The 24127-nt window shown below is 66.8% G+C and carries 21 protein-coding genes and 1 pseudogene; 6 read left to right on the top strand and 16 right to left on the bottom strand.

Going from position 1 to position 24127, the window contains the following annotated elements; translation table 11 throughout:
* Positions 1–33 precede the first annotated feature (33 nt).
* The 3 genes from ppk1 to AC1DO7_RS10895 form a co-directional block, all read right to left on the bottom strand.
* Entirely contained in the window at positions 34–2175 is a 2142-nt protein-coding gene (ppk1, locus tag AC1DO7_RS10905) for a polyphosphate kinase 1 (protein WP_441643277.1), read from the bottom strand.
* Positions 2176–2391: 216 nt separating this feature from the next.
* Positions 2392–3504, bottom strand: coding sequence for an alkene reductase (locus tag AC1DO7_RS10900; RefSeq protein WP_441614875.1), 1113 nt, complete (start codon positions 3502–3504; stop codon positions 2392–2394).
* 440 nt (positions 3505–3944) lie between these two features.
* Positions 3945–4850, bottom strand: a complete 906-nt coding sequence (locus AC1DO7_RS10895) for a LysR family transcriptional regulator (protein ID WP_477116092.1) — start codon at positions 4848–4850, stop codon at positions 3945–3947.
* Positions 4851–5046: 196 nt separating this feature from the next.
* On the opposite strand from AC1DO7_RS10895, the gene AC1DO7_RS10890 reads away from it, so the two are divergent.
* On the top strand, positions 5047–5691 hold the full coding sequence (locus AC1DO7_RS10890; protein ID WP_441614871.1) for a glutathione S-transferase family protein: 645 nt from the start codon (positions 5047–5049) through the stop codon (positions 5689–5691).
* A gap of 34 nt (positions 5692–5725) precedes the next feature.
* Positions 5726–6766 (top strand): annotated as a pseudogene (locus AC1DO7_RS10885) (pyridoxamine 5'-phosphate oxidase family protein); the annotation flags it as partial.
* A gap of 109 nt (positions 6767–6875) precedes the next feature.
* Here the strand turns inward: AC1DO7_RS10885 and AC1DO7_RS10880 are convergent.
* The 8 genes from AC1DO7_RS10880 to AC1DO7_RS10845 all read right to left on the bottom strand — a co-directional run bounded on the left by AC1DO7_RS10880 (position 6876) and on the right by AC1DO7_RS10845 (position 15591).
* Positions 6876–7799 carry a LysR family transcriptional regulator gene (locus tag AC1DO7_RS10880; protein ID WP_441614869.1) on the bottom strand — a complete coding sequence of 308 codons (924 nt, stop codon included), beginning with the start codon at positions 7797–7799 and terminating at the stop codon, positions 6876–6878.
* A 43-nt stretch (positions 7800–7842) separates the two neighbouring features.
* Entirely contained in the window at positions 7843–8517 is a 675-nt protein-coding gene (locus AC1DO7_RS10875; protein WP_477116091.1) for a TetR/AcrR family transcriptional regulator, read from the bottom strand.
* Between the two features lie 112 nt (positions 8518–8629).
* Positions 8630–10387 carry a dihydrolipoyl dehydrogenase gene (lpdA, locus tag AC1DO7_RS10870; RefSeq protein WP_477116090.1) on the bottom strand — a complete coding sequence of 586 codons (1758 nt, stop codon included), beginning with the start codon at positions 10385–10387 and terminating at the stop codon, positions 8630–8632.
* Positions 10388–10418: 31 nt separating this feature from the next.
* Positions 10419–12059 carry a cation/acetate symporter ActP gene (gene actP, locus AC1DO7_RS10865; protein ID WP_441614863.1) on the bottom strand — a complete coding sequence of 547 codons (1641 nt, stop codon included), beginning with the start codon at positions 12057–12059 and terminating at the stop codon, positions 10419–10421.
* Positions 12056–12418: a DUF485 domain-containing protein gene (locus AC1DO7_RS10860; protein WP_477116089.1), complete on the bottom strand. Its 363-nt coding sequence runs from the start codon at positions 12416–12418 to the stop codon at positions 12056–12058. The genes actP and AC1DO7_RS10860 overlap by 4 nt, the downstream gene beginning before the upstream one ends.
* A 113-nt stretch (positions 12419–12531) precedes the next feature.
* Complete coding sequence (locus tag AC1DO7_RS10855; RefSeq protein ID WP_441614859.1) at positions 12532–13755, bottom strand: FAD binding domain-containing protein; 1224 nt, start codon at positions 13753–13755, stop codon at positions 12532–12534.
* A 2-nt stretch (positions 13756–13757) separates the two neighbouring features.
* A complete protein-coding gene (locus AC1DO7_RS10850) occupies positions 13758–14246 on the bottom strand; it encodes a VOC family protein (RefSeq protein ID WP_441614857.1) in 489 nt (162 codons plus the stop codon).
* Positions 14247–14649: 403 nt separating this feature from the next.
* Entirely contained in the window at positions 14650–15591 is a 942-nt protein-coding gene (locus tag AC1DO7_RS10845) for a LysR family transcriptional regulator (RefSeq protein ID WP_441614855.1), read from the bottom strand.
* A gap of 190 nt (positions 15592–15781) precedes the next feature.
* Here AC1DO7_RS10845 and AC1DO7_RS10840 point away from each other — a divergent pair, with 190 nt between their 5' ends.
* The 4 genes from AC1DO7_RS10840 (at position 15782) to AC1DO7_RS10825 (ending at position 20307) form a co-directional block, all read left to right on the top strand.
* Positions 15782–16987, top strand: coding sequence for a M20 aminoacylase family protein (locus AC1DO7_RS10840; RefSeq protein ID WP_441614853.1), 1206 nt, complete (start codon positions 15782–15784; stop codon positions 16985–16987).
* A gap of 51 nt (positions 16988–17038) precedes the next feature.
* Positions 17039–18007 carry a tripartite tricarboxylate transporter substrate binding protein gene (locus AC1DO7_RS10835; RefSeq protein ID WP_441614851.1) on the top strand — a complete coding sequence of 323 codons (969 nt, stop codon included), beginning with the start codon at positions 17039–17041 and terminating at the stop codon, positions 18005–18007.
* Positions 18008–18054: 47 nt separating this feature from the next.
* On the top strand, positions 18055–18345 hold the full coding sequence (locus AC1DO7_RS10830; protein WP_441614849.1) for a muconolactone Delta-isomerase family protein: 291 nt from the start codon (positions 18055–18057) through the stop codon (positions 18343–18345).
* Between the two features lie 225 nt (positions 18346–18570).
* Complete coding sequence (locus tag AC1DO7_RS10825) at positions 18571–20307, top strand: diguanylate cyclase (RefSeq protein WP_477116088.1); 1737 nt, start codon at positions 18571–18573, stop codon at positions 20305–20307.
* A 50-nt stretch (positions 20308–20357) separates the two neighbouring features.
* Here the strand turns inward: AC1DO7_RS10825 and AC1DO7_RS10820 are convergent, their stop codons facing one another.
* The 5 genes from AC1DO7_RS10820 to AC1DO7_RS10800 all read right to left on the bottom strand — a co-directional run.
* On the bottom strand, positions 20358–21182 hold the full coding sequence (locus AC1DO7_RS10820) for an SDR family NAD(P)-dependent oxidoreductase (RefSeq protein ID WP_477116087.1): 825 nt from the start codon (positions 21180–21182) through the stop codon (positions 20358–20360).
* Between the two features lie 25 nt (positions 21183–21207).
* On the bottom strand, positions 21208–21624 hold the full coding sequence (locus AC1DO7_RS10815; protein ID WP_441614843.1) for a MaoC family dehydratase: 417 nt from the start codon (positions 21622–21624) through the stop codon (positions 21208–21210).
* 14 nt (positions 21625–21638) lie between these two features.
* Positions 21639–22079 (bottom strand): MaoC family dehydratase N-terminal domain-containing protein, encoded by a 441-nt coding sequence (locus AC1DO7_RS10810; protein WP_441614841.1) that lies wholly within the window; start codon positions 22077–22079, stop codon positions 21639–21641.
* Positions 22080–22160: 81 nt separating this feature from the next.
* Positions 22161–23351: a lipid-transfer protein gene (locus tag AC1DO7_RS10805; RefSeq protein ID WP_441614839.1), complete on the bottom strand. Its 1191-nt coding sequence runs from the start codon at positions 23349–23351 to the stop codon at positions 22161–22163.
* Positions 23352–23391: 40 nt separating this feature from the next.
* Positions 23392–24127 (bottom strand): acyl-CoA dehydrogenase family protein (locus tag AC1DO7_RS10800; RefSeq protein ID WP_477116086.1); only part of this gene is annotated, 736 nt, incomplete at its 5' end.

Genomic DNA, 24127 nt, shown 5'->3' with positions numbered 1-24127 from the left:
CARGCGATGCGGGTAAGGCGGGCACGGCCGATGCTATGCCAGCTCGGCAAGCAGCGCGCACTGGGCCGAGACTTGCCGGCGGCCGCGGCGGCGCCGGTAGTTGCCATCCGCTTCCAGTTCCCAGGTGTCGCGGTTGTCCTTGAGGTAGCGCTTGAGCCCTTCTTCGATCACGCGCTTTTTCAGGGCCTTGTCCAGGATCGGGAAGCAGATCTCGATGCGGCGGAAGAAATCGCGCTCCATCCAGTCGGCGCTGGACAGGCGCACGTCTTCGGCCTTGTCGTTGTAGAAGTAGAAGATCCGCTCGTGCTCGAGGAAGCGCCCGAGCACCGAGCGCACGCGGATATTCTCCGACATCCCCGGCACGCCGGGCCGCAGCGCGCAGGCGCCGCGCACGATCAGCTCGATGCGCACGCCGTCGCAGGACGCCTGGTACAGCGCCTGGATGATCTTCGGCTCCAGCAGTGCGTTCATCTTGGCGATGATGAAGCCCTTGCGGCCCGCCTTGGCGTGCTTGGCTTCGCGGCGGATCGCCTCGAGCAGCGACGTGTGCATGGTGAACGGCGCCTGCCAGAGATGGGCCAGCGTGCCGGGATGGCCCAGTCCGGTCAGTTGCGAGAACACGTTGGCCACGTCGCAGGCGATGCTTTCCTTGCAGGTAAACAGGCCGATGTCAGTGAAGTTGCGCGCAGTCTGCGAGTGATAGTTGCCGGTGGACAGATGCACATAGCGGCGCAGCTTTTCGCCTTCGCGCCGCACCACCATCGCCATCTTGGCATGGGCCTTGTAGCCCACCACCCCATACACTACGTGCGCGCCGGCTTCCTCGAGCTGGGCGGCCCAGTTCATGTTGGCCTCTTCGTCGAAGCGCGCCAGCAGCTCCACCACCACGCTGACTTCCTTGCCGCGGCGTGCGGCGCCGATCAGCGCGTCGAGCAGCGCCGAGTCGTTGCCGGCCCGGTACACCGTCTGCTTGATCGCCATGACATCCGGGTCTTCCGCCGCCTGGCGGATGAAATCCACCACGGGCATGAACGACTGGAAGGGGTGGTGCAGCAGGATATCGCCATCGCGGATGGCGCGGAATATGTCGGTCTGGTCTTGCAGGGCCTTCGGCAGTCCGGCCCGGCACTGCGGGTACTTCAGGTCATCGCGGGCGACGCTGTCCGGCACCGGCATCAGCCGCACCAGGTTGACCGGGCCGTTGACGGAGAAGACTTCGGTGTCCTCGAGCCCGAATTGCTTCTGCAGGAACCGCGTCATCTCGTCGGAGCAGTTGTCCGCCACTTCGAGTCGCACGGCATCGCCATAGTGCCGCTGCGGCAACTCGCCCTGCAGCGCATCGCGCAGGTTCTTGATTTCGTCCTCGTCGACGAACAGGTCGCTGTTGCGGGTGACGCGGAACTGGTAGCAGCCGCGCACGCGCATGCCCGGAAACAGCTCGCACACATGGGCATGCAGGATCGACGACAGGAACACGAAGCCATGCTCGCAGCCGGAGATCTCGCTCGGCAGCAGGATGACGCGGGGCAGCGCCCGCGGCGCCTGCACGATCGCCGATCCGGCCTCGCGGCCGAAGGCATCCTTGCCATCCAGTTCCACGGCGAAATTCAGGCTCTTGTTGAGCACGCGCGGGAACGGGTGCGCCGGATCGAGGCCGATCGGCGTCAGCATCGGCATCAGCTCGCGGAAGAAGAAGTCCCGGATGTACTCGGCTTGCGGCCCGGTCCACTCCGGGCGCCGCAGGAAGCGGATGCCCTCGGTGGCCAGTTCCGGGATCAGGACCTCGTTGAACAGCCGGTATTGTTCGGCCACCAGCTTGTGGGCGCGCGCGCTGAGCAGCGCATAGACCTGGCGCGGGTCCAGCCCGTCGGGGCCGGGCAGCGCAGCCTGCAGCTTGATCTGCTCCTTGAGGCCGGCGACGCGGATCTCGTAGAACTCGTCGAGGTTGCTGCTGAACACGCACAGGAAACGCAGCCGTTCCAGCAGCGGGATCTCGCGGTCCTCTGCCTGGAACAGCACGCGCCGGTTGAATTCCAGCTGGCTGGCGACACGATTGAGGAAGGATTGCCGGGCGTCGGCGCTGGCAAGGAAATCCGCCGGAGTGCCATTAGAATCACTCTGCGGCAAGGGGAGGGACGGGGCGTTCTGGAGTGGGACACCCGAGCCTTCTGCCATATTCGACTTCAATCCTGTTCTGGTGAGGATCGCCGCCGGGGGGCGACCAGATGGATCATAGTACCCCGTCGCGCGGCGCTTGAGGAGGCTTTGCGGCGGCAGCGCAACTAAAGTGTCATGTCTTTGTGTTAAAAGGCGCCCGCTCCCGGGCCCGCGCCGCCCGTCGGGCCGCGCGCGGCAGACCCGGTGYGGGCGCGTTTCGGCCTCCAGCCCCGCTCAGCCGAGCGCCGGATAGTCAAGGTAACCCGCCGACGTCCCGCCGAAGAACGATGCCGCATCAGGCGCATTGAGGGGATGGTTTCCCTTCAGGCGCGCCGGGAGATCCGGGTTGGCGAGAAAGGGCCGCCCGAAAGCGATGAGGTCGGCACGCCCGTCGGCAATGGCCTGCTCCGCGCTGGCGCCGTCGTAGCCGCCGGCGAGCATCAGTACGCCGTCGTAATCGTTGCGCAGGGCCTGGATGATGGCATCCCAGCGCGGGTCGAAGTTCTCATCCTTCACCACCCCGACCATGGCCGGCTCCACCAGATGCAGGTACGCCAGGCTGCGCTCGCTGAGCCGGCGCACGATATGGCCGTAGGTTGCTTCCGGCGTTTCGTCGCCCATGCCCATGAAGCGGCCCATGGGCGTCAGGCGCACGGCAACCCGGCCGGCGCCGACTTCTTCGCTGATGGCGTCCACGACTTCCAGCAACAGGCGCGCGCGGTTCTCGATGCTGCCGCCATAGCCGTCGTTGCGCTGGTTGCTGTTCGAGTTGATGAACTGGTCGAGCAGGTAGCCATTCCCTGCGTGGATCTCCACGCCGTCCATGCCGGCGGCGATGGCGTTGCGGGCTGCCTGGCGATAGTCAGCCACGATCTGCCTGATCCCTTCGGTGGTCAGTTCCTGCGGCACGGGCACGTCGCCCCAGACGCCATTGCCGTGCTCGTCGACGATGAATGTCTTGCCGGGGACCGGCAGCGCGCTCGGGGCGACCGGCAACGCGCCACCGGGCTGGAACACCGGGTGCGAGACCCGTCCGACGTGCCAGAGCTGGAGGAACATCTTGCCGCCTTCGGCATGCACGGCCTCGCTCACCTTGCGCCAGCCTTCGACCTGTTCCTGGCTGTAGATGCCGGGTGTCCAGGCATAGCCTTGCCCTTGCTGCGAGATCTGGGCCGCCTCGGAAATGATGAGGGCGGCCGAGGCGCGCTGCCGGTAGTACTCGGCATTCATCGCAGTGGGCACATTGCCGGGTTGCCCGGCGCGCGAGCGGGTAAGCGGCGCCATCGCGACGCGGTGTGCCAGCGAGATATTGCCCACGGAAATCGGCGTAAAGAGATGCTTGTTCAAGATAAGGCTCCTTCGATCAAGGATTTGGAGAGAATCGCATTGCGTTTTGTTTTTTGTTTTTTGGGTATTGCGCATTGCGCACTGCGCACTGCGCACTGCGTATTGCGTATTGCGGTGTCACTAAGGTAGGCCCTTGGGCGGCTGCGCGGAATGGGAGCGCCGCGCAACTCAGCGTTGCGCCGGGAGCAAGGCCGCGACTGGCGCTCGAAGCGATGCGGGTGCCGCAGACCGGCGCTGCCGCGGCGCGGCAAACGAAAAGCGGCCTCCTTGCGCGGGAGGCCGGCACGCGCTGGCCACGGCGGCAAGTCAGCGCCGTCGTGCCGTTGCCTTATGCACCGGGGCCCTTCGGCAAGGCCTCGATATCCGTCTTGGACGGTGCGGGGGGTGAAGGCGTGTCCCGGTGGCAAGCGTGGCGCTTGCCGTCGAATTCGGGACCTGCCTCAGCGGTGTTCGAGGTATCCGCGCAGCGCGTCGATAAACGCCATGACCTTCGGGGGCGGGTGGCTGGTCGGCGGGAAGATGGCCTGGATACCCGCGGCCTCGGTCTCCCAGTCCGGCAGAAGACGCACAAGGCGCCCGGCCTGCACATCCTCCCGCACCGAGAAGTCCGTGAGCAGGCCGAAGCCGCCGCCGGCGAGCACGGCCGCGCGGCACGCGTGGGCCGTGTTGGCCATCAGCAGGTTGGTGCAGCGCAGGGTCTGCTGTTGCTGCTGGCCATTGCGCAGGGTCAGCGAATGGGGTCTTGGCAAGATCGACAACGCCACGCAGGGCAGGCCGGCCAGGTCGAGCGGGGAGCGTGGCTGTCCCCACGCCTTCACGAAGCCGGGACTGGCCACCAGCCATTTGACGAAGCTGCCGAGCCTGACGGCCCGGTGGTTCGAATCCTGCAGGCGGCCAAGCCGGATGGCAACGTCGACACGTTCCGCGATCAGGTCCACATAGCGGTCGTTGCAGGCCAGTTCGATCTCCAGCGCGGGCTGGGCCGCGCGCAGGGCAACCAGCGCCGGCGCGACGACCAGCGAGCCGTAGTCGATCGGCGCGCTCACGCGCAGGGCGCCGCGCAGGGGGCCGGTGCGTCCCRCCGCGTCCGCGATGGCGCTCTCGGCGGTGGCGATGATCTGCCGGCACGCCTGGTAGAAGGCCTTGCCGGAGTCCGTCACGCTCAGGCGCCGCGTGGTCCGGTGCAGCAGGCTCGCCCCGATCTCGGCCTCCAGGCGCTGCATATGGCTGCTGACCACTGTCTTGGCCAGCCCGAGGCGCTCGGCCGCCGAAGTCATCGAGCCGGTCTCGACCACGGCGACGAAGATGGCGAGGCGATTCAGGTTGACGTGCTGGAGATCGGTCATGTTCCACTCTGCCGGCACCGCGGCGGGATCCGGGGTGCGCTGTCCGCTGGGGTTGAATTGTCCTGTCCAGAAGGACTATGTTTCCGCGATTATCTATCTTCCGGCGGCCAATCCCAAGGGGTAGGCTCTGCTTTCGCGCTAACCCGTCCCGTCCGCGCCCGCCGTCCAGGGCGCTCCAACCCAAGCAAAGACACAGATGCCAACCAAGACCAAGCCTGTTGCGCCGATCCGGCTGTACACCACCCGCCTCTCGGGCCATGGACACCGGGTTCGCCTTTTCCTGACCTTGCTCGACCTGCCGTTCGAGGTCACCGAGATCGACATGAAAGCAAAGGACAACCGCCGCCCGGAATTCCTCGCCATCAGCCCTTTCGGCCAGGTACCGGCGATCCAGGATGGCGATACGGTCCTGTATGACTCGAATGCGATCCTGGTGTACCTGGCAAGGCGCTATGGCGATGCGGCGTGGCTGCCCGAAGACGAGCTTGGCGCCGCCGCGGTGCAGCGCTGGTTTTCGCTTGCCGCGGGGCAGATCGCCTATGGCCCCTGCGCCGCCCGCCTGGTGACCGTGTTCGGGGCGCCGCTGGACCATGAAGCGGCCAGGAAGATCGCGGTCAACCTGTTCGAAGTGATCGAAGCCGGGTTCGCCACCAGCCCGTTCGCCATTGGCTCGGTGCCCACCGTCGCGGACATCGCCGCCTACACCTATATCGCCCATGCCCCGGAAGGCGGCGTGTCGCTCGAGCCTTATCCGAACCTGCGCGCATGGCTGCGCCGCATCGAGGCATTGCCCCGCTTCGCCGGCATGCCCGTGACCAAGGCCGGCTTGCTGGCCGGATAAGGCTGCCGCGCTGGCTGCCTGAGGGAGAACGACCATGTCGCAGAATGCCGCACCGCCGCCGGGATGGCCCGGCCCGCAATCCCCGTTCCACGCCACCGAGCTGCTGGCCCAGCAGCATGCGGGCGTGCGCGAGATGGCCGACCGGAGCGGGCGGCGCGGCATTCGCACCTACATGCCGGAGCAGCACCGGGAGTTCTATGCGACGCTGCCGTTCCTGGTGCTGGGCGGGCTGGATGCGCAGGGCCAGCCCTGGGCAACGATCAGGGCCGGCGAGCCCGGATTCGTGTCGTCGCCGGATCCGTGCACGCTTCGCATTGGCGGCGCGGCGCTGCCCGGCGATCCCCTGGCGGGCACCTGGTTGCCAGGCGCGATGGTGGGCGGGCTGGGCATCCAGCCGCAGACCCGGCGCAGGAACCGCGTCAACGGCGTGGTCAGCGCAGCGGATGGCGATGCGTTCACGCTCAGGGTCAGCCAGAGCTTCGGCAACTGCGCGCAGTACATCCAGCGCCGTACGCCCGTGCCCGTGGCCCGGACGCCATCCGCCTCGCGGGCCCGTGTGTTGCGTGCCGGCGCGCTATCCGATGCGGACCGGAGCCTGCTGGCGCGCGCCGACACGTTCTTTGTCGCCAGCGCCAATGCGGATGCATCCGCCGGCATGTCCGGCGGCGCCGATGTATCCCATCGGGGCGGCCTGCCCGGTTTCGTCCAGGTCGGGGACGACGGCGCCATCACCGTGCCGGACTACAGCGGCAACCGGTTCTTCAATACGATCGGCAACCTGCTGCACGATCCGCGCGCCGGGCTTCTGTTCGTCGACCTCGCGTCGGGCGATATCCTCTACCTCGTGGTGACCGCCGAGGTGATATGGGAAGGGCCCGAACTGTCGGCATTCCAGGGGGCGCAGCGCCTGTTGCGGTTCCGCGTCCGGGAAGCGCGCCGCACGCCTGGCGCCATGCCGTTTGCCTGGTCGGATGTGGAGTACGCGCCCGAATTCGGCCGCACGGCCCAGACCGCCGGCGCCGCCGGTAGGCAGCAGCAGCTTATGCCTGGATCTGTGATGGCTACGGTGCTGCCGCTGCCACCCGGGTCCTGTTGTTGACAGGGCGAGCCAGAACAGATGGGATCGCGCCATGGCCAGCCGCGCGGAGACGGCGCGCGCGGATGCGGGACGCCAGGCGGCAAGCCTATGCGGTCGTGGCGTCCCGGTTCGTCGGCCCCGGAATCCGCGCGAGAAAATCGAGGAAGGCACCGATGCGCCTGGAGCCACGCTGGTTCGGCAGGTAGAGGGCGGAAATGGCCGAGCTGGCCCGGTTGGGATTGACGGTCCAGTCCTCGAACAGCGACGTCAGCCGGCCACCCTGGATGTCCTCGCCGACGAGCCAGTCAGGCACGAGGGCGATGCCGCCGTCGGCCAGGGCCAGTTCGCGCAGCACTTCCGCATTGTTGCTCCTGAAGTTGCCCGGGATGGGCACCTGGACTTCCTCCGCGTCGCGCAGGAACGTCCAGACCTGCTGGCCGGCGCCATAGCTGAAACGCAGGCATTCGTGCCCGAGCAGGTCAGACGGCGCGGCCGGCAGGCCACGCCGCTGCAGATAACCGGGACTGCCCACCACCTTGCGGCGGAATACGCCGATCTGCCGTGCAACCACGTCGTCGAACGCGGCCGCGCTGCCGAGCCGGATGGACAGGTCGATGCGCTCGCCGAGCAGGTCGACGATGTCGTCGGTGAGCGTGACCTCAAGTTCGAGCTTGGGGTGGCGTGCAAGCAGTCCGCCCAGGAACGGCGCGATGCAGCGCCGCCCGAACGCAACCGGCAGGGAAACGCGGAGCTGGCCGACCGGCGTATCGCCGCGGTCGGCGATAAGCGCATCCGCCTCCGCCACCGCGTCCAGGATCTTTCGCGCGCGCTGGTAGTAGGCGGCGCCGGCTTCGGAGACGGTGACCTGGCGGGTCGAGCGGTTCAGCAGGACGGCGCCGAGTTCCTCCTCCAGGTTGTCCATCAGCCGGGTCACGGACGACGTGGCGAGGTTCAGCCTGCGGGCGGCGGAGGAAAACCCCTTGGCGTCGACGGTCTCGACGAACATCTTCAATGCCAGCAGCTTGTCCATGATCATGGCTCCAGCGTCGGGGGAGGGTCCGGCTGGCCGGTCGTCAGGCGCGCGGCTTGCGCAAGGTGCGCATCACGGCGGGTGCGCCGTGGAGGAACATATCGACCTTCAGGCGCACATCGGTGGCGACGTCGGCGGGAACCTTCAGGCCATAGACCCACTTGCGCACGCCGAGATAGAAAATGGAGGCGTGCAGGCTCCAGAYCATCTCGACCTCGGCGTCGAGTTCGGCGGTGTTGCGCGGCTCGGGGATGTCGAACTCCGCCCGCACTTCGGCCAGCACGGGCAGGAACACCTTGCTGCGCAGCTTGTTGAGATACTTGTTGTTGATGCCCTCGCGCGTCAGGCCGGCAAAGATGAACACGCGGATCCATTCTTCCCGCAGGATGACGGACGCGTAGTCGAGATAGAACGCATACAAGCGTTCGGTCAGCGGCGTCGAGCGGTCGGCGATCTGTCGCTCCCAGTCGGGGCGCCACTGGAATACCTCGTTGTACACCCGGTCGATCAGTGCCTCCTTGCTCTCGAAGTAGCGGTACAGCAGAGGCTGCGTGACGCCGATCTGCTTCGCGAGTTCCCGGGTGCTGCCGGAGAAGCCGTTGCGGGTGAAGTGTTCGATGGCCTTCTGGACGATCTGCTGCTCCCGTTCCTCCGGAAGCAATCGTTTGCCGGTCTTTGCCGGGGCATCGTTCTTGGGTGAAGCCGCGTCTCGATTCATTCATCCACCTGTGCAGGGCATTCCCGTGCGGAGTGCTGGCTGCATTGTACCAATCAGATGATAAATTGCGAGACGCGGCGGTACTGGTCCAGGCATGGCAAGGCCAGGGCCCCTAGATATTCAAGGCGCGCTTGCGCACGGCGAGCGCGGCCTCGCGCATCACCTCGGACAACGAGGGGTGCGGATGGCTGAGCATGCCGATATCCTCCGAAGATGCCTTGAACTCGAGGGCCACGACCGCCTCCGCGATCAGGTCGGAGGCATTGGCCGAGATCACGTGGATGCCGAGCAGCTCATCGGTCTTGGCATCCGCGATCATCTTCACGAAGCCCTCCGTCTTGCCGATGCCCAGCGCGCGCCCGTTCGCCATCATGGGGAACTGTCCCGACCTGACCTCGCGGCCCTCCGCCTTCAATTGCTGCTCCGATTTGCCGACCCAGGCGATCTCCGGTTCGGTGTAGATGACCCAGGGAATGCAGTTGTAGTCCAGGTGCGGCTTCTGGCCATCGATGCGCTCGGCCACCATCACGCCTTCGTCTTCTGCCTTGTGCGCCAGCATCGGCCCGCGCACGACATCGCCGATCGCGTGGATGCCGGGGATGGCGGTGGCGCAGTGATCGTCCACCGGGATAAAGCCGCGCTCATCCGTCGACAACCCTACCGTGTCGAGGCCGAGATCGTCCGTGTTGGGGACGCGGCCGACGGAGACGATGAGGCGATCGGCCTCCAGCGTCTGGCCGGYGCCGTCCTTGTCCTTGTACTGGATCGTGAGGCCCTTCTTGGTGATCTTCACGTCCCCGATGCTGACCCCGAGATGGATGGTCAGGCCCTGCTTCTTGAACAGCTTTTCCGCTTCCTTCGCCACCGCTTCGTCGAGCGCGCCGAGGAAGGTCGGCAGCGCTTCGAGCAGGGTGACCTCCGCGCCAAGCCGGCGCCAGACGGAGCCCAGCTCCAGGCCGATCACCCCGGCCCCGATCACGGCGAGCTTCTTGGGTACGGAGTCGAAGGCGAGGGCGCCTTCGTTGTCGGAGACGATCTTGTTGTCGACCGGAATGCCGGGAAGATGCCGCGCCTTCGAGCCGGTCGCGATGATCACATGCCTGGCCGTGTAGGGCCTGGCGCTGCCGGCTTCGCCGGCCTCGACGCTGATGGCGCCGTCGGCGCGCCCCAGGAACTTGCCGTGGCCCTTGATCCAGGTGATCTTGTTCTTGCGGAACAGGAACTCGACGCCGCCGGTGATCTTCTCGACGATGGCGGCCTTCCTGCCGATCATCGTGTCGAGGTCAAGCGTCACCCCTTTCGCCTTCACCCCGTGATCGGCAAGATGCTGGAGGGCGTTCTCGTATTGCTCCGACGACGCCAGCAAGGCCTTGGACGGGATGCACCCGACGTTCAGGCAGGTGCCGCCGAGTTTCGGCTTGCCCGCGGGGTTCTTCCATTCCTCGATGCAGGCCACCGACATGCCGAGCTGCGCCGCGCGGATCGCCGCGATGTAGCCGCCGGGGCCGGAGCCGATCACGATCACGTCGAAATCCGTGGCCACGGTGGCCGTGGCTGCTGCAGCCGCGGGTGCCGGGGCAGCCGCGGGAGCCGGCGCGGCCGCGGCCGGTGCAGGCGCGGCGGCCTTGCCGCTAGGGTCGATGGTCGCGATCACCTCCTCGGCCTTGACCGTCGCGCCGTCGCCGCGAACRATCTGGGCCAGCACGCCGTTGGCGGGGGAGGGCACTTCGAGCACAACCTTGTCGGTCTCGACCTCGACAAGTATCTCGTCGAGCACAACGGCATCGCCTGCTTTTTTCTTCCATTGCAGCAAGGTGCCTTCGGAGACCGATTCGGATAGTTGAGGCACCTTGACTTCGATCGCGGCCATGTTTCGATTCCCCTTTTTCTGGATGCACTGTTCAGCCCTGCTTGATCAGGCCGAGCTCGCAGTCCACCAGCTGGTTGTCGAAGGCGCCGCGTTCGCGCGCGCCGCGCGCGGACCTGTCGGTCACGGAGAACACGTAGATGCCGCCGAAGGCAACCAGCATGGAGAACAGCGCGGGATACTCGTAAGGGTAGAGCGCGGTCGCATGGCCAAGGACCTGCACCCAGACGGTGGGGCTGAGCACCGTCAGCACCACCGCGGTCAGCAGGCCCAGCGATCCGCCGATCACGGCGCCGCGGGTCGTCAGTCCCCGCCAGTAGATCGACAGCAGCAGCACCGGGAAGTTGGAGCTGGCGGCGATGGAGAAGGTCAGGCTGACGATGAAGGCGATGGTCTGCTTCTCGAACAGGATGCCAAGCAGGATGGAGAGCACGCCAAGCACGAGCGTCGTCATCCGGGAAACCCGCATTTCCTCCTTGTCCGTCGCGGCACCCTGGCGCAGGACCTTGGCATAGAGGTCATGCGAAATGGCCGAGGAGCCTGCCAGCGCAAGGCCGGCCACGACGGCCAGGATGGTCGAGAACGCCACCGCGCAGATAAAGCCGAGGAAGACGTTGCCGCCCACCGCGTGCGCCAGGTGCACCGCGACCATGTTGACGCCGCCGATCACCGCGCCCGACGCGTTGTGATAGAGCGGATCGGTGGCGACGAGCGCGATCGTGCCGAAGCCGATGATGATGATCAGCGCATAGCCGGTGCCGACGATGCCGGTCGCGTACAGGATGCTCTTGCGCGCGGCCTTGACGTCGCCGACGGTGAAGAAGCGCATCAGGATGTGCGGCAGGCCCGCGGTGCCGAAGATCAGCGCCAGGCCCAGGGACACCGCCGAGACCGGATCGGACACCAGGCCGCCCGGGCTCATGATCGCCGCATGCTTGCCGTGGGCCACGATCGCTTGCGAGAACAGCGCGTTCAGGCTGAAGCCGAAGCGGCTCAGGACCATGAAGGCCATGAAGGCAGCGCCGGCGAGCAGCAGCACGGCCTTGATGATCTGGATCCACGTGGTGGCCAGCATGCCGCCGAAGAAGACATAGACGACCATCAGCACGCCGACCAGCACCACCGCGGCCGTGTAGTTGAAGCCGAACAGCAGCTCGACCAGCTTGCCGGCACCGACCATCTGCGAGACCAGGTACAGCAGCACGATGACGATGGAGCTCGATGCCGAGAACGCGCGGATCGGCCGCTGCTGCAGCCGGTACGAGACCACGTCCGCCAGCGTGAAGCGGCCGAGGTTGCGCAGCGGCTCGGCGATCAGGAACAGGATGATCGGCCAGCTCGCGAGGAAGCCGATCGAGTAGATCAGGCCGTCGTAGCCGCTCGTGAACACCAGCGCCGAGATGCCGAGCAGGGAAGCCGCGGACATGTAGTCGCCGGCGATGGCCCAGCCGTTCTGCATGGCGGTGATCTTGCCGCCCGCGGCATAGTGGTCGGCCACGCTGTTGTTCTTCTTCGCGGCCCAGCGCGTCACCACCAGCGTCGACGCGACGAACACCAGGAACATGGCGATGGCGATGAGGTTCAGGCCCTGGCCCACCGCGGATGTCGCGGCATGGGCCGGCAACGCCGGCAGCGCGGCCAGCAGCAAGGCCGGAGAGAGGAAGATGCGCTTCATTTTGCTGCCCCTTGCTTGATGTCGCTGATCAGCTTGTCGTAGACCGTATTGGTGCGATGCACGTACACCGCCACCAGGAGGAAGGTCACCGCGAACATGCCGAAGCCGACCGGGATGCCCACGCTGGTCGGCAGGCCGGGCGTGAGGGGCYGGCCCAGCAGCGCCGGGTTGAAGGCCAGCGTAAGGATGTAGCCGAAGTACACGGCCAGCATGAGGGCGGTGAGCGTCCATGCGAAGGTACGCCGCGTGCGCACCAGGGACTGGAACCGGGGATCGTTGAGCAGCGGGTTCCGCGCGGGCGGGGGCGGCGGTTCCGCCTTGCGGGCGGCGGGCGGGTAGCTTGTGGCGGTATGTTCCACGGTTGTCTCCATTGGGGGCGTATGTGATGCCGGGCGGCGTTTCGGCAGGCTGCGGGGAGCGCTGCAAGGCGCTGCCACCCGGGATGTCGATGCATGTCGAGGCGGCATGGCGGTCAGAACCGCGTCGACACCGCCGTCTCGCGCATGACGGCTTCCGGCGTGCGATAGCGCTCCGCCATCTGGCGATCGGTCTCGTCCTTGAGTTGTGCCTGCATATATGCGCCCAGGTGGCGGGCGTGCTGGACGATCGCCATGCCTACCTGCACGCGCTCGGCGCTATAGGTCTCCAGCGCCGACGGCACCGAATCGTGGCTCTTCAGGGCTTTTATCAGCGCCATGGCGTCGCCCGCGGCCTTGGTCACGCCCATGCCGCAGTGTGGCCGCGCCACGAAGGCGGCGTCGCCGAGCAGCGCCACGCGGTCGAACGCCATGCGCGGCACCTCGAGATCGAAGATGGGCTGGAACAACGGCTGTGCGGTCTTGGTCACGACCTCGCCGAACTGCGGGGCGAGAAGCGTCAGTGCGGCTTGCTCCATGTCGGCCAGCACGTCGGGGCGGATCAGCGCGGGCGGAATGCCGCCCGGCCAGCGCTTGCCGCTGGCGTCGGTGAGCAAGTCAGGCAGGTCGATATCCTCGCTGGTGGCGCGGTACCAGACAAAGTTGTAGCGGCGCTCGCCGGGCTGCGTGCTGTTGCCCTGGCCGGCAACCGGGTAGCCGAGGATCTGCTCGTGCGCAGGCAGGCAGAAGGCGAACTTCTCGAACAGCATGTCGCGCGTGGGCTGGCTGAGCAGCGTTTCATCCACCAGCCCGCGCCACGCGATATAACCCGCGTACTGGAGCTTGACCTCGGGCAGGAAGCGTTCCCGCAGCGCGGAGCGGAAGCCGTCGGCGGCGATGACCAGGTCGGCGAAATGCATGGAACCGTCGCTGAGCGTAACCGTGGCGCGGTCCGGCTGGCTGTCGACCGCGACCACGGTTGCGCCCGGGCGATAGCTGCCGCCCGAGAAGGCGGAGCGCAGCACGTGGTACATCTTGCCCCACGCCGTCAGCGTCTGGGGCATCTCGCGTTGCGACTGCACGCTGCCGTCCCGGGCCAGCGTGAGCCGCGACTTGACCTGCACGCCGATCGAGTCGTCCACCTCGACGCCGGCCGCGCCAAGCGCCTCGAACAATTCCGGGTGCGTGACAATGCCGGCGCCGCGCCCTGCGAGCGCTTCCGTAACCCGCTCGAAGACCTCGACTTCCCACCCGTCGCGGGCAAGCAGGTTGGCGGCGAACAGCCCGCCCAGCGAACCGCCGACGACGATGGCCTTCGGCCGCTTCGACATGGTTGTCATGATCACTCTCCTGCAGTTTCGAGGCTGCGCGCGCTGTCCGCGGCGCCCGGCATTTCAAGGCCCGCAACCTCGGCTGCGGGATAGTTCAGTTCGATGGTGACGCCGGACGGGTCTTCGATGAAGAGCTGGTGCAGGCCGAGGCTGGGCACGGTGCGGTCCCGCCACGCAATGCCCTCGGCCTTTAGCGTGGCCCACATGTCGGCGACGCCGGTGGCCAGGAAGGCGATGTGGTCGAGCGTGCCGGTGCCGGCTTCCGGCAATGCGCGTTCGCCAAGATAGGCAGCCAGGCCTGCAGGGTTGTCGGGGTCGATGCCGATAATGTGCACGGTGCCGAAGTCGCCTTCGTCGCCGCCCATGTAGAGCCACGCGCCGGGGAAATCGAAAGGCGGGCGGTAGCCCCGCCTGAAGCCGAGGATGCGCTGATAGAAGGCGCAGGACTTCTCGAGATCGGTGCTGCGGATAGAGAAGTGCGCGAGTTTGGTGATTGCCATGGGTACCCTTGCTATTGATCGATCGATTAGTGATCGTGTGATAAATTGTAGGGCAGGCATCGGAAGTGGCCAAGGGCTGGCGAGGGGGTATTTACCCTGATGGGTGGGCCGGCCGGCTATCCCTGCGTGCATCAAGGGCCGCGTCGCGGGGCCCGGTGACGCCGAACGCAGATTGCCGCGTCAGTGTCGTGCGCTAGCCATGATGCGATCACCCGCGCCGATCCCTTGTTCGCTCATCTGCGCGGCCTGCGCGAGCTGGTCCTGCTATCAATGCGGGTTTGCGCGGCGATGATTCCGTCCGCGCAGGGCGCGGATCAATGGCGGGCTGTACAGGTTGCCGCGGTATTTCGGCAAGCCCGGGTCGTTCCGCAAGTCGCTCGCCGCAAGCCGGCCTGGCGCCGGGCTAGCCCTTGCGGCGGCCGGCAGCCGGCCCAACGGGGCGATTCATCGCGGCTTCGATGAGCGCCAGCATCCGCTTGCCGGCCGCCGTCAGCGGCCGGTCGGCCCGCACCATGACCTTGGTGCGGGCGGATTCCAGCGCCTGGTTCGCCGTCCGCACCGCGACCACTTCACCGCGCGCGGCCTCGCTCGCCACCGCGCTGCCGGACAGGAAGGTCACGCCGAGCCGGGCGACCACAAAGCGCTTGAGCATCGCGATGGAGCTGGTCGTGAAAGCCGGGATGAGCTGCACACCTTCGGTGAACTCGGCCAGGCGCACGAGCTGGTGCAGGCCGAATCCCGGGCCCATGGTGGCGACGGGATAGGCGCTGATATCCTGCAGCGTGGGGGGCCGCCGCGCCTGCGCCAGCGGATGGCCGGCCCAGGCCACCGCGCAGATCGGCTGCGTACGCTCGCTGACGACGCGGATGCCCGCATCGGCCGGCGGGCTCAGGACCACGCCGATATGCGCTTCGTCAGCCGTCACCATGCGCACGGCCTCGGCGGCGCTGGCGAACTCCACCGACACCTGCACGCCCGGGTATTGCCGGCAGAATACGTCGAGGATGCCGTCCATAAGGAGATCGCCATACCCTTCGCCGGCCACGATGCGCAGCGAGCCGCGGCGCAATCCGCCCAGGTCGTCCAGCCGCTCGCGCAGCGCCTCTTCGCTGGCCAGCCGATTGCGGCAGTGATCCATCACCAGCGCTGCCGCTTCGGTGGGCACCACGCCGCGSCCCTTGCGCTCGAACAGCGCCACGCCGAGTTCGTTCTCCAGCTGCTGGATCTGCCTGCTGACCACGGATGGCTCGACGTTCATGCGGTCTGCCGCGCCGCGCAGCGATCCGCAACTGGCGGCTTCATAGAAGTAGGCCAGGCGCTTCTCGTTCAAGGTCGTATTCGCCATAAATCTGCAGTGTCCGGGGTTGTCTCTGCGTCAGTCTTCTGCGTCGTCAGTTGACTTGTCTGCTGCCTTGTCTGCTGCCCTGTCTGTTGACTTGAAAGCAACGGTAATCACCGAAATCATACATTGATCGTACCAATTGGGCGGGCCAATAATCCGCCATCGATTCCACCAAAGAGCAACGCCCAACGCCATGTCGTCCGCCCCCCACTTCTGCAATGTGAGTGACCTCGAGGCCAGCGCCCAAGGTCTTCGCGCGATCCGCCGCCGCATACACCAGCACCCCGAGCTGGCCTACAACGAGCTGGAAACGGCCGCGCTGGTCAGCCGCATGCTCCGTGAGTGGGGCTACGACGTGGTCGAGGGTGTCGGCGGCACCGGCGTGGTGGCGAGCCTGCAGGCCGGCAACGGCGGCCGCAGCATCGGCATCCGCGCCGACATGGACGCCTTGCCCATCCAGGAAGCGACGGGTTTGCCGCACGCCAGCCGGATGCCCGGCATCATGCATGCCTGCGGCCACGACGGCCACACCACGATGCTGCTGGGCGCCGCGCAGTATCTGGCGGCGCAGCGGAGGTTCGATGGCACCCTGAGGCTCTACTTCCAGCCCGCGGAGGAAGCGGGCGTCGACAGCGGCGCGCAGCGCATGATCGCAGAAGGCCTGTTCAAGCGTTTCCCCTGCGACGCCGTCTTCGGCATGCACAATCATCCGGGCGAGCCGGCGGGCAGGTTCCTGTTCCGCAGCGGCGCCTTCATGGCTGCCGGCGACAAGGTCACCATCACCGTGCACGGCAAGGGCAGCCACGCCGCGCGCCCGCACCTGAGCATCGATCCCGTGGTGGTCGCGTCGAGCATCGTGATGGCGTTGCAGACCATCGTGGCCCGCAACGTGAATCCCGCCTCCACGGCAGTGGTCACCGTCGGTGTGTTGCGCGCCGGCTCGGCGAACAACGTGATACCTGCCTCGGCGACGCTGGAACTCAGCGTGCGCTCCTTCGACCCTGCCGTGCGCGAGCTGCTGCGCACGCGCATCGAGGCGCTGGTCCAGGCGCAGGCGCTGAGCTACGGCGCCAGCGCCGAGGTGGACTATATCTATGGCTACCCGGTCGTCGTCAACAGCGAGCCCGAGACCGCCTTCGCCATCGAGGTGGCGCGAGAGCTGGTCGGCGCGCAAGGCGTCGACGCCAGCTTCGAGCAGGTGATGGCCAGCGAGGACTTCGCGTTCATGCTGCAGGAGCGGCCGGGCTGCTTCCTGCGCCTGGGCAACGGCGTCGGCCTCGGCGCGGGAGAGGGCGGGTGCATGGTCCATAACCCTGGCTACGACTTCAACGACGACAACCTGCCGGTCGGCGCGGCCTTCTGGGCGCGGCTGGTAGAGCGCTACCTGCCCGTCGCGTGAGCCCCCGCCGCCCGACTTTCCTTGATTTCGCCATTCTTCCGGTCTACACCCATGAAACGCATTTCCCGAGTCCTGTTCGCCATGCTTGGCCTGATGACACCGCTGCTGGCAGCCTCGCAGCCGGCCTATCCTTCCAAACCGGTCAGGATCGTGGTGGGTTATGCCCCTGGCGGCTCCGCTGACTCGGTGGCGCGGCTGCTGGCAAGCCGCCTCTCCGTGCAGATGGGCCAGCCCTTCGTCGTGGAGAATCGTCCCGGCGCGGCCAGCAGCATCGCGGCCAACTCGGTGGCCCGCTCCACCAGCGACGGCTACACCCTGTTCCTTGGCTCCAATGCCAACGCCATCAACGCCACGCTGTACAGGAAGCTGTCCTTCGATATCCAGAAGGACTTCATCCCCGTGGCCCTGGTGACCAGCTTTCCCAATGTGATGGTGGTCAATCCGGCACTGCCCGTGAAATCGGTCGCCGATTTCATCGCCTATGCCAAGGCCCACCCCGACGCGGTCAACTTCGGCTCGTCCGGGGTCGGCTCGTCGACGCATCTGTCCGGCGAGATGTTCAAGTCGATGGCCGGCATCCGYATGGAGCACGTGCAATACAAGGGCAGCGCGCCGGCCCTGACCGACCTCATGGCCGGGCAGGTCCAGGTGATGTTCGACAACGCACCGTCCGTGCTGCCCTTCATCAAGAGCGGCAAGCTGCGCGCGCTGGCAGTCACCAGCAGCCAGCCGCAGGCGTTCGCGCCCGGCGTGCCGACCGTGGCTGCATCGGGCCTGCCGGGCTTCGAGGTGAAGTCCTGGTATGGGCTCTTTGCCCCCGCGAGCACCGCGCCGGCGATCGTCGATGCGCTGAACAGGCAGGTGAATGCCGCGCTGCGCGACCCGTCGGTGCGGGCAAGCCTCGCCACGCTTGGCGCCGTGCCGGAAGGCGGCTCGTCCGAGGCCATGCGCACGCACCTGTCGCGCGAAATCCCGAAATGGGCGGCCGTGATCCGCAGCTCCGGCGCAGCCGCCGAATGAGCGGGCGGCGGTTCCCCTGATCGATTTGCCAACCAGTGAGACCCGACATGCAATTCCTGGCTCTTTCCCGCATGCGCACGGACCTGTACGCCGACGCCGATTTCGCACCGTATCTCGAAGACGAGGCGCAGCGCGCCCGCACGCTGTATGCCGAAGGCCACCTGCGCCAGATCTGGTATCGCGGCGACGAACGCGGCGCCGTCTCCATCCTCGAAGCTGGCAGCCTTGGCGAGGCACAGGCGATGGTGGATTCACTGCCGCTGGTGAAGGCCGGCATGCTGCAGATCCTGCATGTCATTCCATTGCTGCCTTACCGCGGCTTCGGCCCGCGCGCCTGAGCGTAGTCCCGCAACGGGCTTCGAAGGCACCGCACTCGCGAGTGCCTTCATCCGCTTTCATCGCCTTCATCGCCTTCATCCGCCCTCGAGCCTGAGCCCGCGGTCGGGCGTGAAGGCATGCCGCAGCCTTCTGCGGCGATTGCGGCGTTACACTGTCTTCGCAGCTATGCGGTCCGGTCGCAGGATCGGGCACCGCGTCGGGCACTACGGCATCGGAGAACAGGCATGCACCTTGGCGCGCCACCGCGTACGACTCCACGCACAGTCTGGCGCCGCGCAAGGTCGCGTCCTCGCCAGGCGGTCGTCCTGTGCTTCGCGGCGGTGTTCATCGTTACGCTGGTTCTTGCCGGGCGCCAGTATTTCCTTGTCCGTGCACGAGAACTGGATCTGCGCGCGCATCGGCTGGAACTGCAGGGCCTGGCGCTGGACGCCGATATTCGCGGCGCCAAGCGACAGATGCGCTTTCTGCGCAACAGCGCCCAGCATTATCTCGCCGAGCAATCGGCGCAGGTCGATCCGGCAGCGGACGAGCCGCTGCGCAAGGCGCTCGCCGCGCAGGACAATCCGCTGTGGAGCCTCCAGGTGCCGGATGCCGATGCGCCGGTCCGCGGCATCGGCTCGCAGCAACTGAGGCGGATTCCCGGGCTGGGCCGCCGGGACTCGACCCTGCTCGAGGATCTGAAGCTGTCCCGCGTGATGAGCCAGTTGCTGGCCGTCCAGTATCGGATGAGCGCGGATCTGGCGCATGCCTTCTTCGTTTCGGCAACTGGCGTTGTCGTTGCCTRCCCGCCGGTGGCGGACGAGCAGGTCGCCGCCTTTGTCGAGCTGTTCGCTTCATCGGGGCTGTTCAGCCCCGCGCGAGAACGCCTGCCGGACCACGACGTGATCTTCGACCCGGTCCTTGGGCGAAGAAGCCTTGCGGGACCGCTTTTGCTGTTTGCCACCCCGGTGATCCTCGACGGCGCGATTCGCGGTGCCATCGTATTCGAGATCCCGCAGAGACGCATCCAGGACTACCTGCATGCCGCGACCAGCCACGACGATACCCGCGCGCTCGTGGACCGGCGCGGAACGCTCATCGCATCGAGCGAGAGCACGTTTACCGTCACGGACGAAAGCTGGCTGAAGACGCTGCCGGCATACTGGAGCGGCCTGGCGGTCCCGACGCTGTTCCGGGCTGGCGGCGGTATGTTGAGTGTCCGCCAGGACTTTCTCCTGTACAGAAAGCTGGAAAACGCCGACCTCGTGCTGCTCGACCATGTGCCGGCGGGAACGTTGTTCCTGGCCGTGGTCGGCCAGTTCAGCGTGCCGTTCGCCGGTATCTGGCTACTGCTGGGCCTCCTGCTGTGGGCGACGCTTGCCGTGGTCGACCAGTTGCTGAAGCGGCAGATGATACTGGGCGACCAGTTGCGGGAGCTCACGCGCGTGGACGCGCTGACCAGACTGGCAAACCGGCGGCGGCTGGAAGCGGACTTCGATGTCCTCACGCGGGGGCGCCGCATCGAGCGGCCCATCTCGCTGTTGATGATCGATATCGACCACTTCAAGCATGTCAACGATAGCTGGGGCCATGCGGCCGGCGACGAGGCCCTCAAGACACTGGCAACCGTGACGCGGGCAGTGGCGCGGCCGCAGGATCTGGTGGCTCGCTACGGCGGGGAGGAATTCTGCGTCCTGCTGCCGGATACCTCGCTGGATGAAGCTGCGCGGATTGCGGAGCGGATGCGGCTTGCCATTGCCCAGGCTGTGTGTACGCTCCCGGAGGCGACCTTGCCGGAGACCGCACCCGGCCGGGAGATTCGATTCACGGTGTCGATTGGCGTGGCGGAGCTGATTGCCGACGCATGCCGCGATCTTGGCGAACTGGTCGCGGTCGCAGACCGGAGGCTATATGCGGCCAAGGACGACGGCAGAAACAGGGTGGTGGCGCAAGAATCGACGCGCGGGACGGATGTCCCCTGAACGCGCCGGTGGTCGCGCCTCTGGGGCGCGGCCACCGGCGGCAGGGCGGCTTACTGCAGGTTGCCGGCCACGGCGATGGTCTGGCCCGTGATGTAGTTCGAGTCCGGCGAGCAGAACAGGTACACGCCACCGGCGGCTTCTTCCGGGGTGCCCCCGCGGCCGAGCGGGTTGCGCTGGGCGTGGGTCTTGAGCATTTCCGGATTCAGGCCGACGCGGATGTCGCGGCCGTCGATGTTCACCGTGGCGCCGGCCTTGGCATCGGCCGAGGTCATGCGCGTGTGGATCAGGCCGAACGCCACGGCGTTGACGTTGACGTTGAAGCGGCCCCATTCGCGGGCGATGGCGCGCGTCATGCCGATCACGCCGGCCTTGGCGCCGGAGTAGTTGATCTGGCCGGCGTTGCCGTTGAGGGCCGAGGTCGACGAGATATTCACGATCTTGCGGTAGACCTCGCGCCCGGCTTCCTGGTCGGCGGYGTGCAAGGCCTTGATGTGCGGATAGGCGGCGCGCAGGATGCGAAAGGGCGCGGTCATGTGGCAGTCGAGGATGGCGTACCACTGCTCGTCGCTCATCTTCTGCACCACGTCGTCCCAGGTGAAGCCGGCGTTGTTGACGAGGATGTCGATGCTCTTGAAGTTCGTCATCGCGGTGTTGACGAAGCGCTCGGCGAAATCCGGCGCGCTCACGTTGCCCACGCAGGCCACGGCCTCGACGCCCATGGCCTTGAGTTCTTCCACGGTCTGGTGCGCCGGCTCGGCGTCCAGGTCGTTGATCACCAGGCGTGCGCCTTCGCTGGCCAGGCGCCTGGCGATGGCGTTGCCGATGCCGCGGCCCGAACCGGTGACCAGTGCCACCTTGCCGTCAAGTGTTCCCATGTCTTGTCTCCTGAGTATCAAGTAGTTACAGCGCGACGACAGCGTCGCCGAGGATCTTGGTTTCGCCATACTGGTTGGCGGTCTGGATTTCCAGCTTGATGCGGCGCTCGCCGTTCTTTTCCATTTTTTCCACCACACGGCCGCTGCAGGTGATGCGGTGGCCGAGGTGCGTGATGCCGACGAAGCGCACGCCGAACTCGCGCAACTGGCGCTGGTCCACCCACAGGGTCAGCAGGCGGCCCAGGTAGGCCATCGACAGCATGCCGTGCGCGAACACGTCTGGCATGCCGGCCTTGCGCGCGAAGTCGGTGTCGATATGGATCGCGTTGTGGTCGTTCGAGGCGCCGGCAAACAGCGCCAGCGTGGTGCGGTTGACCGCTCCCAGCGTCAGCGGGGGCAGGGTATCGCCGACCTGGATCTGGTCGAAGCTCAGATTGTTCATTCGGATTCTCCGTTTCAGCCGTTGCGTTGGACCAGCACGCTGCGCAGGTCGGCCACGTGCTCGCCGGCCTGGTTGGTCACGCGCGTCTCGCGCACCACGAAGTCCAGCGCGCCGCCTTTCTTCTCGTAGATGTCGGAGATGCGGGTCTGCAGGTGCAGCGTATCGCCGGCATAGGCCATGCGGTGGTAGATGAAGGACTGCTCGCCGTGCAGGATGCGTTCGACCTTGATGCCAAGCTCGTCGCGCCAGCCGCTCGGCGGYTGCGCCAGCTCCAGCGAGAACAGGAAGGTAGGAGGCAGCGGCAGGGCCGGGTGGCCGGCGTCGCGCGCGGCGGACTCGTCCGTATAGACCGGGTTGGTCTCGCCGGTGGCCTTGGCGAAGAAGCGCAGCTGGCTGGGGGCGGCGGTGGTGCGGAAATCCGCAATCACCTTGCCGATGAATTTCTTGTCGATCATGTCAGGGATTCCGTCGGGGCAGGGGAAGGGTCGGGGTCCGGGGTCCGGCGTCCGGGAGTTGCGGCCGGACGCCGGGCATCGTCATCCGTGCTTCTTGTAGACCGTGACGACGCACGCGCCGCCCAGGCCCAGGTTGTGCGACAGCGCCACCTTGGCGCCTTCCACCTGGCGCTGGTCGGCGGTGCCGCGGATCTGGTGGGTCATCTCGTAGCACTGGGCGAGGCCGGTGGCGCCGAGCGGGTGGCCCTTGGACAGCAGGCCGCCCGACGGGTTGACGACCCAGCGTCCGCCATAGGTGTTGTCGCCGTCGTTGACCAGCTTCTCGCCTTCGCCTTCCTTGCACAGGCCAAGGCCTTCGTAGGTCAGCAGCTCGTTCTGCGCGAAGCAGTCGTGCAGCTCGATCACATCGATATCGTCGGGGCCGATGCCGGCCTGTTCATAGACGCTCCTGGCGGCCGAGCGCGTCATCTCCGCGCCCACCACGCGGATCATGTCCCTGGTGTCGAAGGTGGCGGGCACATCGGTGGTGAGCGCCTGGGCGGCGATCAGCACGTCGGTGCGCAGGCCATGCTTGCGGGCGAATTCTTCCGAGACCACGATCGCGGCGGCGCCGCCGCAGGTCGGCGGGCAGGCCATCAGGCGCGTCAGCACGCCGTCCCACAGCATCGGCGCGGCCATCACGTCTTCGGTGCTCACGATGTTGCGGAATACCGCCAGCGGATTGCGCGCGGCGTGCTGGCTGGCCTTGGCGCGGATCCTGGCGAAGGTTTCCAGCCTGGTGCCGTACTTCTTCATGTGCGCCATGCCGGCGCCGGCGAACTGGCGGATGGCGTTGCTCAGGCCGTCGGGGCGCCCGACCAGTTCGTCGACCAGGTTGTTGGCGCGCTCCAGCGCGCTGGCGCGGTCGGTCCAGGCGGATTTCAGCGCGCCCGGCACCATGAACTCGAAGCCCACCGCCAGTGCGCAGTCGACCACGCCGCTTTGCACGGCCTGCCGCGCCAGGAACAGCGCGGACGAGCCGGTGGCGCAATTGTTGTTGACGTTGATGACCGGGATGCCGGTCATGCCGACCTGGTAGAGCGCCTTCTGGCCGCAGGTGGAATCGCCATAGACGTAGCCGGCATAGGCCTGCTGCACGTCGGCGTAGTCGATGCCGGCATCCTCCAGTGCCTGGCGGATGGCAATCGCGCCCATCGTGTCATAGGTTTCGCTGGTGCCGGGCTTCTTGAACGGGACCATGCCGACGCCGGCGACGAATACTTTACGAGTCATGTCATTCTTCCTTCGCTTGCTTGGGATTGCGCTGGCATGTTCAGAGCTTGCGCGAGATCAGGTCGCGCATGACCTCGCTGGTGCCGCCATAGATCCGCGTCACGCGCGCATCGACGAAGGCGCGGGCCACCGGGTACTCGAGCATGTAGCCGTAGCCGCCGTGCAGCTGCACCATCTCGTCGAGCGCGCGGCCCAGGGCTTCGGTGGCATACAGCTTGGCGATCGCGGCTTCTTCCAGCGTCAGGCGGCGGCGCACGTGCTCGGCCAGGTAGTGGTCCACCAGCAGGCGTACCGCCACGGCCTGCGCCTTGATGTCGGCCAGCTTGAACTTGGTGTTCTGGAAGTCCCACACGGTCTGGTTGAAGGCCTTGCGGTCCTTCACGTAGTTGATGGTGTGCTCGAGGCACACTTCCAGCTTGGCGGCGGCGCCCACGGCGATGCTCAGGCGCTCCTGCGGCAGCTCGCCCATCAGGTAGGCAAAGCCCTTGCCTTCTTCGCCGAGGCGGTTGGCCACCGGCACGCGTACGTTGTCGAAGAACAGCTCGGCGGTGTCCTGCGCGTACTGGCCCACCTTGTCGAGCTTGCGGCCGCGGCGGAAGCCGTCGCGCTCCGCTTCCACCACGATCAGGCTGACGCCGCGCGAGCCGGCGCCGGGATCGGTCTTGCACACCATGATGATCAGGTCGGCGTTCAGGCCGTTGCTGATAAAGGTCTTGCTGCCGTTGATCACGTACTCGTCGCCTTCGCGCACGGCGGTGGTGCGCACGGCCTTGAGG

Source organism: Cupriavidus sp. 05N40, assembly GCF_056397305.1.
The sequence above is the reverse complement of the archived record's forward strand: the minus strand, read 5'-3'. Positions and strand labels throughout refer to the sequence as shown.

What these genes read in the sequence shown, in the direction of transcription:
- ppk1 (WP_441643277.1), bottom strand. Translation starts at nt 2,175, where the DNA reads ATGGCAGAAGGCTCGGGTGTCCCACTCCAGAACGCCCCGTCCCTCCCC.
- AC1DO7_RS10890 (WP_441614871.1), top strand. Translation starts at nt 5,047, where the DNA reads ATGCCAACCAAGACCAAGCCTGTTGCGCCGATCCGGCTGTACACCACC.
- AC1DO7_RS10880 (WP_441614869.1), bottom strand. Translation starts at nt 7,799, where the DNA reads ATGGACAAGCTGCTGGCATTGAAGATGTTCGTCGAGACCGTCGACGCC.
- actP (WP_441614863.1), bottom strand. Translation starts at nt 12,059, where the DNA reads ATGAAGCGCATCTTCCTCTCTCCGGCCTTGCTGCTGGCCGCGCTGCCG.
- AC1DO7_RS10855 (WP_441614859.1), bottom strand. Translation starts at nt 13,755, where the DNA reads ATGACAACCATGTCGAAGCGGCCGAAGGCCATCGTCGTCGGCGGTTCG.
- AC1DO7_RS10850 (WP_441614857.1), bottom strand. Translation starts at nt 14,246, where the DNA reads ATGGCAATCACCAAACTCGCGCACTTCTCTATCCGCAGCACCGATCTC.
- AC1DO7_RS10840 (WP_441614853.1), top strand. Translation starts at nt 15,782, where the DNA reads ATGTCGTCCGCCCCCCACTTCTGCAATGTGAGTGACCTCGAGGCCAGC.
- AC1DO7_RS10830 (WP_441614849.1), top strand. Translation starts at nt 18,055, where the DNA reads ATGCAATTCCTGGCTCTTTCCCGCATGCGCACGGACCTGTACGCCGAC.
- AC1DO7_RS10815 (WP_441614843.1), bottom strand. Translation starts at nt 21,624, where the DNA reads ATGAACAATCTGAGCTTCGACCAGATCCAGGTCGGCGATACCCTGCCC.
- AC1DO7_RS10805 (WP_441614839.1), bottom strand. Translation starts at nt 23,351, where the DNA reads ATGACTCGTAAAGTATTCGTCGCCGGCGTCGGCATGGTCCCGTTCAAG.